This is a genomic window from Vibrio sp. A37, assembly GCF_059777565.1.
Map to the genome: position 1 here is coordinate 1 of NZ_JBLNLI010000016.1, position 19,220 is coordinate 19,220.

The window sequence follows — 19,220 nt, forward strand, 5'->3', positions numbered from 1 at the left end:
CGTGATTGGCATGACCACTTTCGGTGAATCTGCACCAGCAGGTGAGCTATTCAAGTTGTTTGGCTTTACCGTTGAAAATGTTGTGAGCACGGCGAACGAGCTACTCGACTAATTCTGTTCGAATTATTTTGCCATTAGTTTAAACACCGAGCTTTTACGCTCGGTGTTTTTTTATCTAACAGCCTCCCTTATAACCCTCAAAGTAGTAATAATTATCGTCATAGAATGTGCGGCTACTCTTTTCAAGTTTTATTTTGAAAAGTTGATGTCAATATTTTTACATAATATCAACAGTATAGATTTATAATATTGAAATTAAAATTAGATTTTTTATTCCATTCATATGTTTACTGTATTCTATTTAAATTACATAAACTGTTTTAATATCAACAAAACAGAATTAAATCCACTTTATAAATCCACACATAACTTCTAATTAACAAACACTTACATCAAAAACAAACTATCAAAACAAACAAGTCACACTCTTACTTTTAGAAATACTATAAGAATTTTTTTAATCCTATTTTCTTGACCCTCATTCCAATAAAAGCACATGTAATATTTTATTTAAAAATTGACAGTGCGTAATTAAATAATTGCGCTTAATTATTATCAGGGCCCTAATAATATTTTTATCTATAACAAAATAAGGAATATCACTATGCTCAACAGGAAGTATAAAGAAGCGATCTTTAAAACTGGGCTAATGACTCTATTGATATCTTTTTCCTTGAGTAACGCTTGGGCTAAAGAATCACACGATAGAGAAGAAGGCAGTCGAGGGCCAATAACTATCGAAAAACTCGGTGAGAAGATCTTTTTCGACAAAACTCTATCCAGTGATGGCAATCAATCTTGTGGCTCTTGCCATAAGGAGAAAGCAGGATGGGCTGATCCTGATAGAGAGTTCGCAACATCAGAAGGCTCTGTACGTGGCATCTTTGGTAGTCGGAATGCTCCAACTACCGCGTACGCTGCATTCGTTCCCGAAATGGGCATCAATGCAAGGGGTCAACGTTTTGGAGGACTTTTCTTAGACGGACGTGTTAATACTTTGGAAGAACAAGCTGGGTTGCCTTTTCTAAATCCTTTAGAAATGAATAATGCCGACAAGCAAGAAGTCGTAATGAAGTTGATGCAAGCTCGTTATGCTAATGATTTCGAGGCTCTATTTGGCGAAGGTATATTCAATGATACGGAGGTCGCATACGAGAAAATGACTGAAGCGATAGCCGCGTTTGAGCGAGCTGATAAGCTCACCGCATTTTCATCAAAGTTTGATGCTGTTCAACGCGGTGAAGTTGAATTTACTCCAGAAGAACAAAATGGTATGGAAGTATTCCTAGGTAAAGGGTTATGCGTTAACTGTCACGCTATCGCAGAGCCAAATGTATTCTCCAGCTTCGCTTATTTTAATCTTGGCGTACCTGTCAACCCGGATAATCCGTTCAATACGCAAGATTCAACCGTAAACCCAGATGGAGCAAACTTCATTGACCTCGGACTAGGTGCATTTTTAAATGACCCAGAGCAAAACGGAAAATTCCGAACCCCTTCATTGAGAAACATCGCTAAAACAGAACCTTATATGCACAACGGAGTGTTTAGAAACCTCGACGAAGTAGTAGATTTCTACAACAATCGTGATATTGACGGTGTCGTACCAGAAGTAGCTGAAAACGTGGCGGATTTTGCCACCATTGGAGAGCTGGGTTTAACCAAAGAAGAATCCCATAACCTTGTTGCGTTTATGCGTACGTTAACAGATGGGTTCAAATTAAGAAGTGACGAAGATAAACCAAGAAAATAGGTAATTGGAGGCAATCATGAATTTACGTTCTACATTAAGATTATTTCGTTTTACTGTCTTCAAAGGTTTGTCGGCATTGGTAACCTTCATGGCATTTAGCACGACTACTGTCCAAGCTCATGGCTGGACAGAATACCCTATCGCAAGACAGACACTCTGCTTTGATCAAGGTGGACTTTGGAATGGTGTTCCTTCCGATCCGGCTTGTGCTCAAGCGCTGGATGAGTCAGGTACTTACCCTTTTGTGCAAAAAAATGAATTTGCTCATCTTATCACTGATTATCGCAATCGTTTCGCGGTTACTCTGTCAGTACCAGATGGCACACTCTGCTACGCAAACGACCCACAGAAAAGTGGCATGGCATCAACCAATATCCCTTGGCAAAGAACCCAAATGTCCTCAGGCCAATTTCAACTGATATTCAACGCTACTGCCCCTCACAACCCTTCTTTTTGGGAGATTTATCTAACGAAACCTGACGCTGATTTATCACAGCCACTTAAATGGGGAGATTTAGAGCTCATTCAGTCTTATGGCAATATCCCAGTTACAGAGAACGGTAAATACCTAATGAATGTCACTCTTCCTGACGGTCGGCCGGGAGACGCAGTATTATTTGTTCGCTGGCAACGCGACGACCCAGCGGGAGAAGGTTTCTATAACTGCAGTGACATAACAATTGCAGAAAGTAACTCATCGCCTGAGGATCCTACTCCGGGTGAACCTTCGCCTACAGAGCCTTACCTAACTCAAGGGGAGCTATTTATTCCACAAAACATGAACCTTGACTCCGTAAGCGTTGGCCAGACGGTAGAGTACACCGTTTTTAATAGTGCCGGAGAAGATCATAGTCACTTCGCACTGGTTATTACGGACGCCAATATTAATGATTGGGACCGCTTGTTGGCAGCGGATATTACTGGCTACTACGAAGTTCATCACAATGGCGACATTGCTATTGGCCGTTGGCACGACGAAATGGACCACTATATGTATTTCCAAGATGAGTTACACGGTAACTATTTTCAATCGCGTGATCCTGACGAATATGGCGTACTTACTGTAATAGACACACCAGTGCCAGATGATCCAGTAGCAGAATTTGACGTCGTCATTACCCCTAAAGTGCCAGTTTTAATAGAAAGTACAGAAGTCGTGCATGGAGAGTCGCTCTATCTATTTACCAATGATAGTGACGTTAATCCTGACTCTGTTAATTGGAGGCAAACTTCTGGGCCAAGCGTATCAACTTCACTAGGCACTGATAACCTATTAGTCATTAACACTAGTTCGATTACAGAGCCCCTACCTGTAGAGTTAAGTTTCCGGCTAAGTATGACGGTATCCAGTGTAACTAAAGAAGCGGTATACAGCTTTACTGTTGTTGATAATCAGGCTACGTCACCGAATACCCCATTAAGTTGGAGCGCTGACCATACTTATTTGGGAGGTGAAGTAGTAGAGCATGATGGGCAAACATGGACAGCACAATGGTGGACTCAAGGCGATGAACCTGGCACAACTGGTCAATGGGGGGTATGGCGTTAAATAGAGCGCATTGATATACCCATTAGATATAGTCGTACATGGGTATATCAAGCAAATCTAAATTAACTAGGGCGTGTTGATCTTTTGCGATGATTTTTACAGCAGTTTGTCGCTTATTTCTACAAGAAAGTGATAGTGCTGTATAATCACCTACACAAACCAGCACTGGCGTCGTAGAAGTGAGCGACAAACGCTGCCCGAAGGGTTCTATTCCAAGGTTTATCTCTCTACACCATGATTGATTAAAATTGCCTTAAATTGCCCACTACTTTTTAAAATTTCTAGTTGCCTATTAAATTTTTTAATAAACTGCTCACCATCGGGGTGAGAGCGAGAAATGATTAAATGTTCTTTTACAACAGCAAGTGGCTCAGACACTACACGAAAGTCCTGAATATCAAGGTTATTATTAGAGCTTAAGTAATGCAATCCTCCCCATTTACTGAACGGCATAAAATCTACCCTCTTTTTTTTAAGCATTAAAAAGCAATTTTCGGTTTGTTTCGATCGAATGAGGGTAATGTCTCCATTTTCAATCATCTTAGTTATAGAATCAGCCGTTGCATAACCTAAAGGTAAGCATGCCGTTGTCCCTTTTAGCTGATCTGGTGTGAGTGTAGAGTTTTTCCGAGTAAACATCACAATCTCCAAAGGATAAATCGGATCACTATAGAAAAAGTTATTTTCTCTTTCAGGTAACTTGATATATGGAAATGTAGCCAAATAGTTACCATTTTTTGTGTTTTCATAGCCTCGCTTCCATGGTTCGTATCTAATATTAACTTCATTAACATTGTCCATATTTGCAAAAGCCGTTCTTACAATATCAGTTACGATACCGCCATTTAGCAAGTCTTTTCCAGCTATTGGTGGGTACTGATTCCCAGTAACAAGAATCACATCTCTCGCATACGTACCAAAACTAATTAGGATAGGAATAATAAGGAGCAGGAAAAAGCGCATATACGCTCCAATTGTTCAAATATATTTATTGTAGTAAACAAGTGCCTATTGCACGATATCATCGCGGTATTAAGAAGACTGCAAGTGATACTCGCCTGCCTTGCTAATAGGTTTGTTCTGAAAAAGTGTAAGAGCTAAGCTGCTCACATTAGCCCTTACTTTATGAATTAGAATCAGTTACTCACATGTCGCTAGACCAACATTAACCCAAACTTGATCCACGCCCGGCTCTAGGTTTTGATTCCACCATTTGGCTCTCCAACGATTGCCATTGTGATTCACTTCATCACCACCAACAAACGCCAGTTCAGCACTCCAACCCACTTCAACGCTGCTCATCAATTGCCATTCTTGTGCAGTTAAACTTGGCTCATTGCCTTTATTCCACCATTTGGCTTGCCACACTAGCTGGTTATGGCTCACCGTATCGCCGCCAGTGTATGTCGCCGAGCTGTCCCAAGCAGAGTGGCTACCCGCAGATGGGTCAGTAAGATTACACTCTGCAATTTCAGGTGTGGGTTCGACAATGACTAACATTTGAGCGCTGCTATCAAGCGAGCCATCAGAAACTAAAACCGATATTTCATACTGCGCTTGATCTTCTACCATAGGGGCTTGTAAGCGAAGTGTCGCACTACCCTGACCAGACACTATCTGGAAGTTAGAACCGACATTCCAACTATACACCAGCGGGTCTCCATCAATATCTGACGCCTGAGCGTTCACAACAAACTCTGTCTCACTATCGACGACAGTGCTCGTTGGCAAACTCACTGAAGGTGGCTGATTCTCCTGTTCAACTTGATTTGTTATGGTGATTGCATCCGAGCTGGATAATCCTTCCTCGTCAGTGACAGTAAGTGTAAACGTATAACTCTCTTCAACATCTACCTTCGGCACTGAAACCGTTGATATTGAAAAGTTTTCTTCGGTAATTAACAGCTCTTGACCTGCAGTTTGATTCCATACATAGCTCATCACATCTTGGTCTGGATCATAAGATCGCGATCCATCCAATACTACATCAACTGGGCCAACTACATTTTGGTCATTACCTGCATTTGCAACTGGAGGTCGATTTGCTGGTGGAGATGTGCCGTCCTCTCCATGGCCTAACCCCTCATGCATCGCGTTGAGAATGTCCCCATTATCAGCATCAATTTCCCAAGAAAATACCCCAGCTAAGCCATGAGCTTGCACGTATTGACCTTTCGCCTTCACTGCCCTTTCGTCATCAAATGAAATCAACTCACGCGTAGTCGGATTCCATCGATAGGAAGCTTGTGCTTGCTCGTCATATCCCGTTGTCCACCCTTGGCCAGAGTGATTATCGATAATGTCTCTGTAATCCAAAATCCCAGCTTCCCATGTACCATTTATCGCCCCAGTCGCCGTTCCTGTCATCGGGTTGTCACCAATAACCCCACTGACTCCTTGCCAACCACGCCCATACATGGGCACACCTACAACAATTTTGTTTGGAGTAACCTGCTGTTCAAGAAGAGCTTTAACACCTCTATCCGTTGTAAACGTGATCGCTGGGTTATGACTCGCGTCGTACAAACCTGATTGGTGACCTAACACATTCAAATTCCACGCGCCAAACATGTCATAGCTCATGAGAAATATGTAATCCATATATTCTTGAGCTTGCGTGTAACTGATTCGATCAATTTTTTGTACATCTACTCCAATCGCTGAAGTGAGTTGATATTCACGCCCAGTTTCGGCACTAAGTTCGTCTAGCATCTCACGCAATTCTCGCATCAAGGTGACGTATAATTCCCCATCATTCGCTGCTCCTAGGGCTCCATTTGCACCTCCGCCACCGGGGTATTCCCAGTCAATATCGACACCACCAAAAAACTTCCAAGTTTTTAAGAAATCTTTTACTGAATGAATAAACGTTGCGCGATTTTGAGCGTTGTGCATTAAATGGAACGGATCAGATAAAGTCCACCCACCAATTGAAGGTAATATTGTAAGATCTGGATAGGCTTGCTTCAAAGCCATTAGCTGGCCAAAATTGCCACGATAGGGTTGAGAGTCAGCCATAACGCCCGCTTGAGGCTTTTGTATCGCAGCCCAAGGGTCGTGGATAGCCAGTTCAAAATTTTCACTCCCTGCACATGATCTTTGTAGCGCTTCAAAGGAGCCACTAATTGATTTCAAACTATCATTTATGCCTTCGCCCCCACATATAGGAACAAACCCATACAGCAAATGTGTCAAGTTTTGCGCAGGGATTTTATCTACCGAGAAATTACGACCATAGACGCCCCACTCGACAAAATAGCTCCCCACTACTTTGCCTGTCGTATTCACGTAAGGACGGTTTCTCTCGACCAACTCAGGTGCCAGACCGGCTAAGTGGCTTCCATCAGTGTCAGTAATGGTCAAATCTACTTCCCCACTTAGGGAGCATCCATCCAAATTACATAACTCGACAGCCATCTTGTAGAGCCCGCCTTGAGAAACGCTGAATGTAGCACTGCTTTCAGTTCCAGCACCGGCCCAAACTCGTTCTCCATCTAAAATCACATAGCTATTTTCCGCTTGATCTCCCGTCCAAACTTCCCATGAAATAGACACATCCACACTGTCGTGCAATGCTACAACAATTTCGTTGTAAGACGGTTTATCTCGATCTACCTCGACAAGTTGGTAAGTATGCTCTCCCCAAGGAATAGTAGGGACTCCAGGAGGGGCTGCAAACAGAGAAGAACTCAACATTAAACTTGAGCAAAGCGTTACAGACTTAATAAATTTCATACTATTGCTCCCTTGCTAGTTACAAGAGAACAACGAATCGATGTCAAAAACTGACAGGTCAATTCATTCACAAAATTTATACATTGGATAAAAAAAAGAAAAACGATACCAGACAAGAAGCGACTAAGTGCGCAAATTTTTATTATAACTTCCATGAGTTGACTCCATTTATAAGACTCAACTCAAACATAGAGCTAATACTTTAGTCGAATATTCACAAAATGAATACGTGAGCAGAAGATCACCAGAACAACAAAAATGTCTGGAAAACAGATCACTGCCTAACGACGAATCACGAAAAAGTAACAATAAATTTGATTAATTATACTAGAGCATATTGACCGAAAAAACTCATCACAGAAGTCATAGCCTGGTGCTTTGAAAAATTAAATAATGCGGCTTAACCGATAGTTAACACCGCATTATAAAAAGACTGGAACGTAAATTTTTATTCACTTAGTTATTCGAAACAATAAACATCACTTCGACTCGACGATTACACGCTTTTCCCGTGCGAGTTGCATTGGTGCAAGCTGGAACATATTCACCATAGCCTCTTGTGTATATCGCTTCTTGTGAGACACGGTGGTTTATTAACTGCTGTTTGACGGCCTTCGCTCTTCTTAAAGATAAGCCGTCATTGAATGACACAGGACCAGTGCTGTCTGCATGACCAGATATCACGACATCGATACCGGGCTCAGTAGACAAATAGTTCCCCATTTTATCTAACCACATCGAGGATTGTCGGGAGACCACTGACGAGCCCGTATTAAACTTAATGGTGTCTTTGAGTTTCACCATGATGTAGTTACCGGGTAACACCTCATAGTCAATACCGTTTTTAAGCAAGAAGTGTTCAAGTGAATCATAACTATCGCTTCGAGTCTGCCCAAATGGCCCTTTTACCTCAGCAGCGATCGCTTGTGGCGCATTACCCCAACTTGGGTATTTAACATCAGTAGCCCCTCGCGGAGCAACATCCAGCAAGTTACGCTCCCCATAAATATCAAATGGGGGTTTCATGCTGCATCCAGTTACCAATATTGTAAATAATGCTAGGGTTATGAACTTCATTGCGCCACCGATCAAATAAATGCCTTACAAAGTATTTATCGGCTATTTTGTCGATACTTTAATTATATCAGCTAGAAAATGAGTCGTAGATCTAACTCGCGCACATTGAGCCTGTTCAGGTATAATCTCGCCATTGTGACGATTATAGAGGCATAAAAATGAACGATTTGAATATGGTGCTCACAGTTATCCTTGTTCTTATTCTTCTCTACTTGATTTACAAAAAGTGGAGTAATAGGAAAGACGCGAGTGTAAATCTAGAAAAAGGGAAAGCTTTTCTCGAAGAGAATGCCAATAAGCCTGGTATCATCGTCAGCAAAAGCGGTTTGCAATACGAGGTTCTGAAAGAAGGTGTTGGCCAAGTTAACCCGAACTCAAAAAGTAATGTAAAAGTTCATTATCACGGAACACTTATCGATGGAACTGTTTTTGATAGCTCTGTAGAGCGTGGTCAACCTATCTCATTTAGACTCAACCAAGTCATTAAAGGTTGGAGAGAAGGGCTACAATACATGGTCGAGGGAGAAAAAATTAGAATGTATATTCCTCCTAACCTCGCATATGGCCACCGCAGGGCAAGTACCATACCGGCGGCATCAACACTGATTTTTGAAGTGGAACTTATTGAAATTAAATGATTTAAACTACAAAATGCCGCTTTTAACAGCGGCATTTTGCTATTTCTTTAGCATCCCTGATGTAATGGATAAAACTCAAACCCGTTACTTGTTACCATAATACAATCCATTCCGGCTGCATGGGCAGCTTGCTTCCCAAGATCAGTATCTTCAAAAACAACACAATCCCTAGGTTCTAAGCCTAATTTATCTGCGGCTACTAGAAATGTTTCTGGCTCAGGTTTATGTTTCTCAACATCCGTAGCAGTTACCACTGCATCTAATTTCGACAGAATATTACTTTTCTCAAGCAATGGTATTGCACTTACACGTTGGCTACCTGTCCCCACGGCCATTTTTTTCTTGCCATGATTATCTTGTAAAACCGCAACTGTACTAGCAATTAAATCGCCATGGTCTTCCAGGTTGTGGAAGGTATCCATTTTAAAGCCCGATACTTCACTAGGATCTAAATCTAAATTGTGCTTTTTGTTCACTTCCCGCGCGATCTTAAAACTAGGCATCCCACCTAAGCTGTAAAACCAATCATAATTAAAGGGGAAATCAAATTTTTTCGCGGTCGCTTCCCAAGCCCCTATATGAGCAGGCATTGTATCGATAAGCGTGCCATCCATGTCAAAAATTATTCCTTGGTATTTCTCTAAATCAATAGTCATCCGCGCATTCCCAATATCAACAATCCAATACTCTTTAATCAGGCATTATTGTCCGATAGAGTACCCTACCAAGCTTACTATGCAAAAGTGTAAGGAGTTTGTCATCGACTATCTTTGGTTCCTTATGATTCTCATTTATGAGGCATCTTAAATAAGCCTACAGCCCACTAATTGATATACCTATTAATAGGTACTATCGTTCTAAATGAAGGACTAAAGACATGGAATTGCGTTAAAAATGAATATCCGAGAAAAATTGTACCTGTTAGGTGCGGTAGCAGTAGTGGGGGTCGCGTCAGTAGTCATGCTCACTACTTATTTTACACGTACAACCGACGACTTACACAAAGCCACTAACCTCGTCGCCCACTTAGAAATAAGACTATTGAATTTACGGCGCAACGAAAAAGATTTTTTGCTTAGAAAAGATACAAAGTATCTCACCAAGTTTAACGACAATATGGCTTTATTTCTCGATAAAGAGAAACAATTATCCGATATTCTGACCAAGCATTCACTACCCTCTGCCATACAATTAAAAACCGATATTTTAAACTATCAAAAGTCTTTTCAATCTCTCGTTGCTGGTTATCAAACTCTGGGATTAAATAATAAAGATAAGCTTCTTGGTAGCTATTACTCTGAGCTAGCAAAACTTGAAAACCAGCTTGCAGAGCGTGATTTAATCAGGATGTATAGTTTTGACAAACAGCTTGAACAAGGCCAATTTGAAGAGTCCCTTCTCGATTTCGCCAATGCCAATGAGCTAATCAGCACAGCACGTAAAATTGCGGCCCAGAAAAAAGCAATTGGCCTCAAATACAACGAAGGACTTTTGGGAGAAACCCGCGCTCGTTCTCATACTGTTGAAAAACAATTCTCTGAGTTTTCAAAGCAACTGATCGGCACTGCCAACTCGATGGAAGCTCGTTTATCCCTATTTAAACAAGCGCTAACCGCTGCAGTGATACTGATTATTGTATTGATTGTTTATCAGATATCACGTTCAATTAACGTACAGGTAAGCTCTTTGCTCAAAGTCATAGAAAATATTGCACACACTAACAATGTAGGGCAGCGATCAAGTTTAACTGGTAATAATGAGCTTACCTCTATTAGTAAATACTTTGATCGCCTTATGGATAAGTTAGAAAACTTGATTTCAGGTACGCAAGACAAATCAGCCAAACTAACTCAAAGCACAACCAACATGAATTCGGCTTTGCAAGATGTAATGGACCAATTCCATACTCAGGCTGACTACACGAATACTATGACAACTTCGATTCAAGAGATGGTCACCACTATCAATGAAATCGCCGAAAGCACCAATGTCGCAGCAGACAATGTTCAGAAGGCATCAGAGAATGCACAAAATGGACGTAGCGTAGTTGAGCAAACAGTCGGCAATATCAATGAGCTGTCCGAAACACTCAATGCTAGTCAAGACTCAATTTCTTCATTAAACAACCATGTTGAAGAAATCGGTAGCGCCGTCTCAATAATTCAAGGAATTGCAGAGCAAACAAACCTACTTGCTCTCAACGCGGCAATTGAAGCAGCTCGCGCTGGCGAGCAAGGGCGTGGTTTTGCCGTCGTTGCTGATGAAGTTAGAGCACTTGCTAGTCGAACGCATCAATCCACCGAAGATATCACCAATGTCGTCTCTTCAATCCAAAATCAAATGTCTAAAGTTATGACCAATATGGAGCAATGTAACAAACAGGGCAAAAACACCTTAGAGGCTTCGTCGACTTTAGATTCTAGCCTCAGCCATATCATTTCAGATATGGACTCTATACAATCAAACTCGCATCGAATAGCTGCGGCCATTGAAGAGCAAGGTGTCGTCGTCAATCAAGTCGCGGACTCCATAACTGAACTCAACGCAATTTCAGAGAACAATATGGAATCGGCCAAAGCATGTTTGGTCGAAGTCGAATCTGTCTCCTCCCAATCAAAAGATATGGATATGGCCGTAGCGGAGTTCCAAACTAGCAGCGGCTAATCGCTGATTGGGCATAAAGGCATTTCGGAGTATTTTTGCTTTTGGTTATGCACTTTGTTTAATATATACTATCCTTGCTGATAAATAACACAGCAATGTCAGCTAGGATAGAATAATGAAAGTCACATTTAATGACCTAGATTTGCAAAATCTATATTCATTTATTGGTTGGTGCAAACAACAACAAGAAGTGGAAGCGGTATTTTTTGAGCTTAAAGGTTGGTACCTCGTTGCCCGCACGCTACCAGATCATCGCTTAATTCAAAGCGAAAATGAGAAACCTAGAAAAACCTTCTTCCAAACACTCAAGCCCCAGCTTTCAAGCCCACAGGTTGCGATGTCACAATGCGTGTCAGTCAAAGACAAACAAGTTGAAGACATCGTTATATTGCTACTCAAGAGCCTTAACGAAGAACTGCAATACAACTGCCTGACCGTTAGCTAACCAAAGAAATAGGCTAACGCCAACACGACGGCTGCAGTAATCACAAGTGTTTTGACAAAGATTCCCATATTTAACGTGCCACCTCTCGGCGGCTTGTTGCAGCAACTCATATTTTGACCCTTTTGTTAGTTCAATATCTACAACTTTAAACATTCCCCTTAGGGAAGGGTCAACCGATAATTAGCGCTTTAACCACATAACTTCGGGTTAGGTGATCTGTCATGTGGCTAAACCATAAATAAGCCAATAGACGACTATTACGTAAGTTTTTGAAATCATAAGCACATATAAAGAATTATCTTAAGTGGCGTATCTTATATCGACCTTACAGCATTTATTTAAAGTACTGGCACTTTTCAGCCAGTACTTTATCTATTGAGCCTTAAGATTTAATTTCGGATAAACAAAAGCCCAGAAACATAAGACCTAGGACCGCCATTGCACTTTCTAATAACTGCTCTGAGTCAGCGGATGATACCAAGCCTAAGAGAGTCAGTAGTGTTGGCTTTAGCTTGAAAATAATGGTGGCTATTCCTGAAGTAATTTCTTCAGTTGTAAGCGTTTCAAGTTGACCTAACGATATGGCTTCATTGTCTTTAGCTAGCGCTGCTGCGACTTCACCTACACCAATGAGCCCCATGAGCAAGTGAGCATACCCATAATATTTAGTTGACTGGTTGTTGAAAGCTAGAAGAAAGATATTGCCTGTAATTGCGACATCAAGAAAGTTAACTGCGTCAAGGCCGCTGGATAATGATCCAGACTCGATTTTATACGCTACTGTGGGCCACGATGATAAACTAACACGTGTAAATAAAAAGTATGAACCTAATGTATTTAGCATTGAAACCACAGGATTGGTTTGTGTAGCGGACATTTCATCTATTGATGATGGGTCTTTCAAAACATTTGCTCCAAACCAACAAGTCACTTCGATACTTCTGGATACTAAATCCCAAACCTTAGTTACTGAGATGTAGACTGGATTTTGACTAACATTGCCTCCAAAGCTCTCTTGAGTGTTCGATGTCGCAATGGAATTCGCTAACTCAGAAAAGTAACTTTCACCTAAAGCGTTATTGGTGTTAAAGCCACCGATAAAATATGAAGTTAGCCAAAGAAATGGAATATAGATGTAAGTTTGAAAGTCACCATAATCCAATGTAAGGCTAGATGAGCTGGTCAAATATTCCCCTTGTTCGACCAACTCTTCACTATCCGAAACCCCCATTGCCGTTTTAATGAATTTAATAAACCAAGTGATAGCACCACAGTTGTTTATTTGAATTTTTACAAGACCCTCATTGGTAAACGCCCCTATGTCTGACATGCTATTTTTTATCAAAGTAAAAGAATCGCTCAGATTGGCATTTAAACTACTCGCATTGGAAAGGAAGGGGGAGGTCCCACTCAACCCAATCACTGATTGAAGTATGTCTGTTGGACTGGACGCCGTGGGAATGGCGATTGAACTTGTTTTACTCATGACAGAGGGCAAATCTCCAAGCTCGTTGCTAAACGTAGAAGTAAAAGTATTAATAAAACTTCCCGATCCGCTGAGTGGACTCGAACTCGGAATAGATATATCTATCACTGGCACAAAATCTAACACGCCTTGCGAGCCGTTGTTCGCTGCCTGTTGCTGTGCAATCTGAGAGTGAATATGTCGATGGAGCAAATCTGTCGTATGGCTTGCTGAACTGCTAGTGTGGGGTTGCCCATAAACCTCTGAATAATTACCTTTATTATTTATTTTGTTATAGGTATTTGAATTATTATTGTATACATTCTCAACTGTTTGGCTGTTCCCTGTGGTATTTGTTACAACATGACTAACAGGGTGGGTAAAACAATTCGGAGCTGTTGATGACAGCAGCTGATTGCCTAAGTTGTTCCAATTGTCTCCAGGTTTCATGGCCCCTTGAAAGTTAGTTGCGACCGAATGTATACGCTCCCAATATATGATTGCGTCAATAACAGCATCCAACAACAAGCCAACAACCAAACCAGCGGGTCCCAAGATCGCAACACACGCTCCAACAATTAATATATCCAATATTTCTAGCCAGTGAGTTTTGAAATAGTGGACAACTTTTTCAGCTTCATGTACCAGCCAACCTACCACTGCCGAAAAAGCGTCAGTCAACCAATTTCCATACTCGGAGGCCGAGCTACTATCGGGCGGACCATATTTCAATAGAACGGTTTTATCAACCACACCAGCAATGCTTGTATAATTACCCTTGGAGTCTAATCGATATATGGTGGAGACATGCTGAGCGCTATGTAGAATAGTTCCCATATAAAGGCTGAAGCCACCCCAAGAATCTACAGTATCTTCCCCACTCGTTGAGACTTGCCCATTAGTAGATTGCAAAGGACTCTCCCCACTTGCAGACTTATTGGTAAAACTTATACTACTATTAATCTGTTCATTACTATCATTACTCTGTTGTTGCGTTGTCGCTAGTTTTAAAATGCAATCATTAAACGGGTTTACACTCTGGGTAGAAGATGGAGCCGTAGGAGTCGGGTCAGTTATTCCTCCACTTTTCGCATTGCTTCCATAGGTATTCATTGCACCTGAAAGTTGGCCTTTTGTAATACTCCCTGTACCGTTAGGGTAAGTATTGCTGGGCGCAACTTTATTTTGCAGCGTAGTTAAATCGTCTGAGCTGGTGTTCTGATAGCGACTCGCTGCGCCGATTAAGGGTTGAAAAGATTGCCAACTTGTTGCCTCACTCGAACCAGCGGTCGCATTATCATTATTCAAGACAGAGTCAATCGTTACCACTCTAGCAAAAAAATAGCTGTTTGGAGTACAACCGAGTAGCGCTAATTTGATTTTTTGTAGATTATTCCCAGGTGCTTGGAATAAAACGCTTTGGAAACGGCTAACAGAATGTAAAGTCCCTTCATAAGGGTCAAGCAACTTCATGCTTTTATGAGTGTTAATTTGAAAGTATTGTTTGCCACCCATTTTAGCTGGCAAATGGTATTGGTTTACTGGTTCGAGTGTAAAATGCCCTGCGGACTTGGTATCTTGTCCTAAAGTAATGTTGGTGGTAATTGGCCTCTCCGAAGTGATTTTATATTTGTGCCAAGATTTTGTCGTAAAATCCATATAGTTGACATCCACTTCCATCGTTCTACCGTCACTGGATGGGTTTCTAATCCCAAAGAATGCCATCTGTTCATTACCACGAATAGGTGTCGTCACGGTATTGAATTGACCCATAAAGTAACCTGTCATGAGAGTAGTAGCCACACGTTGTAATTGAGTACTAGGTTCCCACTGTTGCCAATGACTTTGTTGCCCATTGCCTGTATATAATGGAAAGTAATAAACGAAGCCATTAGTATCGGTGCCCACAAAGCCTCGATCGCTAAATTTATTGATATATAGATGAATGGAAGTAAACGTAGGTTTGTACTCAAGACTACTTTGAGTACTTGCGTTGAGTGTCCCTATGAATTTACTATCAATTCTACTTTGACTATATCCAGCATTAAAAAATGCTCCCTGCCAATTGACCGTGTTACTTTTGCCATCTTTATTTGTATAATCAAAAATATTTATACCACATACATTACCCTCGTTTATAAACAATAACTGGTGAATACGATTGGTCGAATTACTACCTCCTGGGCCATTTTTTGCTTGATCATCCGTTAGTAGTAGAGTGCGAGCGTGGAGAATGTCCATTACTGCCATAGAGCTGAGTAGATCAAGTGCGCTATATGAAAATCTAGTGCCATGCACATAGCCATCTCCATTCACGCTATTAAACCCTTGCCACACGATTGTTGAGCCATTCACTGTGGTGCTAGACGTTGTTGGAATTTGTGTTCCATTTGAGGCACTGGTGGGTACCGTGTATAAATGATAAATTTGGGTAGTATCGTCATAATCAGAAGGCGCAGCGATAAAATAATAGATGGGATCGGTCACTCCATGACTGACATCAACATAAACTAGAGCTGGCCACTGTGGAAAAGCAATATCACTATAGATTGCTTCAAATATACGACAATCCAGACTGCCATCCTGATTTATTTGGATGACAATAGATACAGCAACATTCTTTTTTTCCCAATAAGCTATTGCATTAAGGCGAGCGTAGGTCTGCCCTAATTCAGAAGTAAAATACGACATACTCATACCGTATGACACGGTGTTGAAGAAACTGCTTTTTGCAGGCCACTGATTCATTATAAGATCATAGACATCGACCACAAACCAACCATTTGTGCCATTTTTGGTTTCCTGCGTGCTGATAGCGCTGAGCTGTTCTTGGCTGAGATGAGCACCGTAGTCATAATTTCCTATTGAATAAACTAAATAGTATTTTTCATTCTTATTCGCGTCTAGACAAGTTACAATAAAACCCAACCGTTTAGCTTTGGTATTAGATTGGACTTGATTGTGGTACGCACACGATAAATAGCGGATAGAGCTAAATTTAACTGGAGAAGAATAATCATCTCCCTTAAAACTGCTGATATCGAACGTGGTGGTTCGATAGCCATTATGTGCGATAGCGCCACTCGTGCTAGTAAAATCCCGCTCATAAATTTCTAAAGTATCAAATACGTTGCTGCCTGGACTACTCACAAAGTGAGCAAATCCTGGCTCACCATAGCTAAAGTTTTGATCAGAAAATACTGCATCACTATCAGACACCATTTCGGTTTTAATAAAGGGTGTAAAAGACTCAAAACCCGCATGCATACCTTCTTCTACCGATTGGGGCGCAACTTCTTTAAATACATTAGGCACAGGGAAAGATTCAGTCGTGGCTTTAAGGTAGGCCACGCTGCTTTCATTCGCTTGCTCTTCGGGTGTAATACCGTTATCTTCTGCAGAGCCCACATCATAGCTATCGTCACCGGTAAAGTTGGCCCAAGCAGTTGGTACAACACCACTACTAATCAATCCGACCACAGCCGAGAATCGACTAGAGTTGGAGAGAAACTCTCTACGTGACATCATCTTTTCAAATGCTTTAACTTCCTTATTAATAACAGTTGGTTGATTTAAAATTAACTTCAATTTTTGACGAAGCTTTTCTGATAGCGACGTTGTATTTTCTGAAGCTTTATTAGAGTAAACAGCCATAATAATCACCTACTTCATTTGCTATTAATACTGCATGGTTATAGAGCCCTAAATTTGACAAGGTCATGTAACCGCTAATTTTCTACTTACTGCTTTACAAGGCTCCTCGAGCCTAAGACTAAAATTATTCTGAGACGTTACCTATAACGCGTAACTAGCGAAGCCATTCTCGTTGAACTTAAATCATCGAAAACGTTTTGAGATCTTTTATTCACCAATTACCTCTTCCGATTAAAAACAACTTCATCGAACACCATGAAATAAATAACCATCATTTTTTAATGAATGACATCCGAAATAAATTTAGTGAAATAAATTAATTTCCACCTATGGTTATAGATATAAAGTCGGTTTAACTTTGGAAAACCACACTAATTTAACTGACCACAAATATAAGGCATAGTTCTCTATTTCTTTAATTTAATTTAGTTAAACAAAATGTATTACAACAGTTAACAACTTGTGAGCATTTCATTTCACGCAGAAATACTCACAGTAATAAAACCAAACGCACTACAAAGTTATGTTTTTTATAATCAATAACTTAAATTCATTTTCACACTTAAAAACCATTTGTAAGTTATCCAGCTAGTTTTTACCAGAACCCATTTGGTATTAAAAACGTATAATATAGAAAACTATTCATTCCCATAGTCAATAAACCACAACAAATTATTTCCACTTTCATATTTTAAAAATATAAATTCGTAATCAAATAAAGAACATTTAATTCTTATAGTTTGAACAATACCTTCTAATTTAAAATCAACATCACAAAGCAAAAATAATATTTAAGATTAAATGTTATAAAATAAAAATCAGATAAAGCTAACCTTTTGCTATATCTAGAGTTGGGTGAAAAGTGTTGCTTGTATTGAGAGCGGATAAGCTGTTGCGTAATAACCATTTTCTATTATGTTTTTAGCCAGCTACTGGTTCAATTCAACAATTGCACTAAGCTCCCCTGTAAGTGATGACCTAAATTCTGCGTAATTCCAGCCTTAAACATTCGATGGTATAATCAGCTCATAGACTGCTAGTGTGTAAGTTAGGTCGACGGCGAGTTCGAAAGGTATACTCTAAGATTCATATAAATCACTTTGGTATCCTGCCCGATACCCAACAACACAACCATTAAACAAAAAGAGAATAATTTTCACATGGTTAATAACACTATCCAATGGTTTCCGGGCCATATGCACAAGGCTCGTAAAGAGATAGAAGAAGTCATTCCTCAAGTAGACGTCATTATTGAAGTGCTTGATGCACGCATTCCTTTTAGTAGCGAAAACCCGCTTATATCCAGTCTACGTAATGATAAGCCTTGCGTAAAAGTATTAAACAAGCGAGATTTGGCTGATCCGGAAGTAACTCAACTTTGGATCGAGCATTTAGAAAAAGAAAAAGGCGTCAAAGCCATCGCGATTACCACCAATAATCCCAGTGAAGTCCAACAAATCACTGAGTTGTGCCGCAAACTGGCTCCGCATCGTGAAGAGATCGGTAAAAATATTCGCACCATGATAATGGGCATACCCAACGTTGGGAAATCAACCATTATCAATGTGTTAGCTGGCCGAACAATTGCTGTAACGGGCAACCAACCAGCGGTGACTCGTCGACAACAGCGCATCAATCTGCAAAACGGTATTGTACTTTCAGACACGCCGGGAATCCTCTGGCCAAAAGTAGAAAATCCTCATAGTGGGTTTCGTCTTGCTGCGACTGGCGCAGTCAAAGATACCGCTATGGAATACGATGAAGTCGCTTTTTACACCGTAGAATATTTAGCAAAACAATATCCTGACAAATTAATAGAGCGTTACCAACTTGATGAACTTCCAGACAACGATGTCGAGCTAATGGAAGCTATCGGTGCGAAACGTGGAGCACTTCGCGCTGGTGGGCGAGTCGATCTACATAAAGCATCAGAAATACTGCTTCATGAGCTGCGTTCTGGGACACTTGGCCAATTGACGTTAGAGCTACCGGAAATGATTACACAGGAGCTCATTGAAGTAGAACTAGAAACCGCGAGAAAAGCAGAAGAAAAAGCAAAGAAAAAAGAAGAACGTAGAAAAAGATACCTCAAAAACAAACGCTAGCTTGTTCGAATGTCACAGATAAATATCAAGAATTCGATATTCATCTGTGACAACAATTGATGAACTTAGTACACT

11 protein-coding genes and 1 pseudogene are annotated in these 19,220 nt (G+C 40.6%); 7 read left to right on the plus strand and 5 right to left on the minus strand.

From position 1 onward, the window contains the following. The 3 genes and pseudogenes from ACM2FC_RS19465 to ACM2FC_RS19475 form a co-directional block, all read left to right on the plus strand. Positions 1-112: pseudogene (locus ACM2FC_RS19465) on the plus strand (transketolase-like TK C-terminal-containing protein); the annotation flags it as partial. A 552-nt stretch (positions 113-664) separates the two neighbouring features. Continuing rightward, the gene (locus tag ACM2FC_RS19470) at positions 665-1,813 is read left to right on the plus strand and encodes a cytochrome-c peroxidase (protein WP_498482691.1); all 1,149 of its coding nucleotides are present in this window, start codon (positions 665-667) and stop codon (positions 1,811-1,813) included. A 16-nt stretch (positions 1,814-1,829) separates the two neighbouring features. Further along, complete coding sequence (locus ACM2FC_RS19475; protein WP_498482692.1) at positions 1,830-3,362, plus strand: lytic polysaccharide monooxygenase; 1,533 nt, start codon at positions 1,830-1,832, stop codon at positions 3,360-3,362. A 219-nt stretch (positions 3,363-3,581) separates the two neighbouring features. On the opposite strand, the gene ACM2FC_RS19480 is transcribed toward ACM2FC_RS19475, so the two are convergent. From ACM2FC_RS19480 to ACM2FC_RS19490, 3 genes are all read right to left on the minus strand, one after another. Further along, positions 3,582-4,325: a substrate-binding periplasmic protein gene (locus tag ACM2FC_RS19480; RefSeq protein WP_498482693.1), complete on the minus strand. Its 744-nt coding sequence runs from the start codon at positions 4,323-4,325 to the stop codon at positions 3,582-3,584. Positions 4,326-4,502: 177 nt separating this feature from the next. After that, a complete protein-coding gene (locus tag ACM2FC_RS19485) occupies positions 4,503-7,097 on the minus strand; it encodes a glycosyl hydrolase family 18 protein (RefSeq protein WP_498482694.1) in 2,595 nt (864 codons plus the stop codon). A 456-nt stretch (positions 7,098-7,553) separates the two neighbouring features. Continuing rightward, entirely contained in the window at positions 7,554-8,174 is a 621-nt protein-coding gene (locus ACM2FC_RS19490) for an OmpA family protein (protein WP_498482695.1), read from the minus strand. 158 nt (positions 8,175-8,332) lie between these two features. Between ACM2FC_RS19490 and bamJ the strand changes: the two genes are divergently transcribed. Then, positions 8,333-8,812: a BamJ family beta-barrel-assembly machinery protein gene (bamJ, locus tag ACM2FC_RS19495; RefSeq protein ID WP_498482696.1), complete on the plus strand. Its 480-nt coding sequence runs from the start codon at positions 8,333-8,335 to the stop codon at positions 8,810-8,812. A gap of 47 nt (positions 8,813-8,859) precedes the next feature. Here bamJ and ACM2FC_RS19500 read toward each other — a convergent pair whose 3' ends face one another. Beyond that, positions 8,860-9,468, minus strand: a complete 609-nt coding sequence (locus ACM2FC_RS19500) for a beta-phosphoglucomutase family hydrolase (protein ID WP_498482697.1) — start codon at positions 9,466-9,468, stop codon at positions 8,860-8,862. 238 nt (positions 9,469-9,706) lie between these two features. Here ACM2FC_RS19500 and ACM2FC_RS19505 point away from each other — a divergent pair, with 238 nt between their 5' ends. Both ACM2FC_RS19505 and ACM2FC_RS19510 read left to right on the plus strand, forming a co-directional pair. Further along, positions 9,707-11,476, plus strand: coding sequence for a methyl-accepting chemotaxis protein (locus ACM2FC_RS19505; RefSeq protein WP_498482698.1), 1,770 nt, complete (start codon positions 9,707-9,709; stop codon positions 11,474-11,476). 115 nt (positions 11,477-11,591) lie between these two features. After that, complete coding sequence (locus ACM2FC_RS19510) at positions 11,592-11,921, plus strand: hypothetical protein (protein WP_498482699.1); 330 nt, start codon at positions 11,592-11,594, stop codon at positions 11,919-11,921. A 382-nt stretch (positions 11,922-12,303) separates the two neighbouring features. Here ACM2FC_RS19510 and ACM2FC_RS19515 read toward each other — a convergent pair whose 3' ends face one another. Next, positions 12,304-17,040, minus strand: a complete 4,737-nt coding sequence (locus ACM2FC_RS19515; protein ID WP_498482700.1) for a hypothetical protein — start codon at positions 17,038-17,040, stop codon at positions 12,304-12,306. A 1,160-nt stretch (positions 17,041-18,200) separates the two neighbouring features. Between ACM2FC_RS19515 and ylqF the strand changes: the two genes are divergently transcribed. Beyond that, positions 18,201-19,145: a ribosome biogenesis GTPase YlqF gene (gene ylqF / locus ACM2FC_RS19520; protein ID WP_498482701.1), complete on the plus strand. Its 945-nt coding sequence runs from the start codon at positions 18,201-18,203 to the stop codon at positions 19,143-19,145. Positions 19,146-19,220 lie beyond the last annotated feature (75 nt).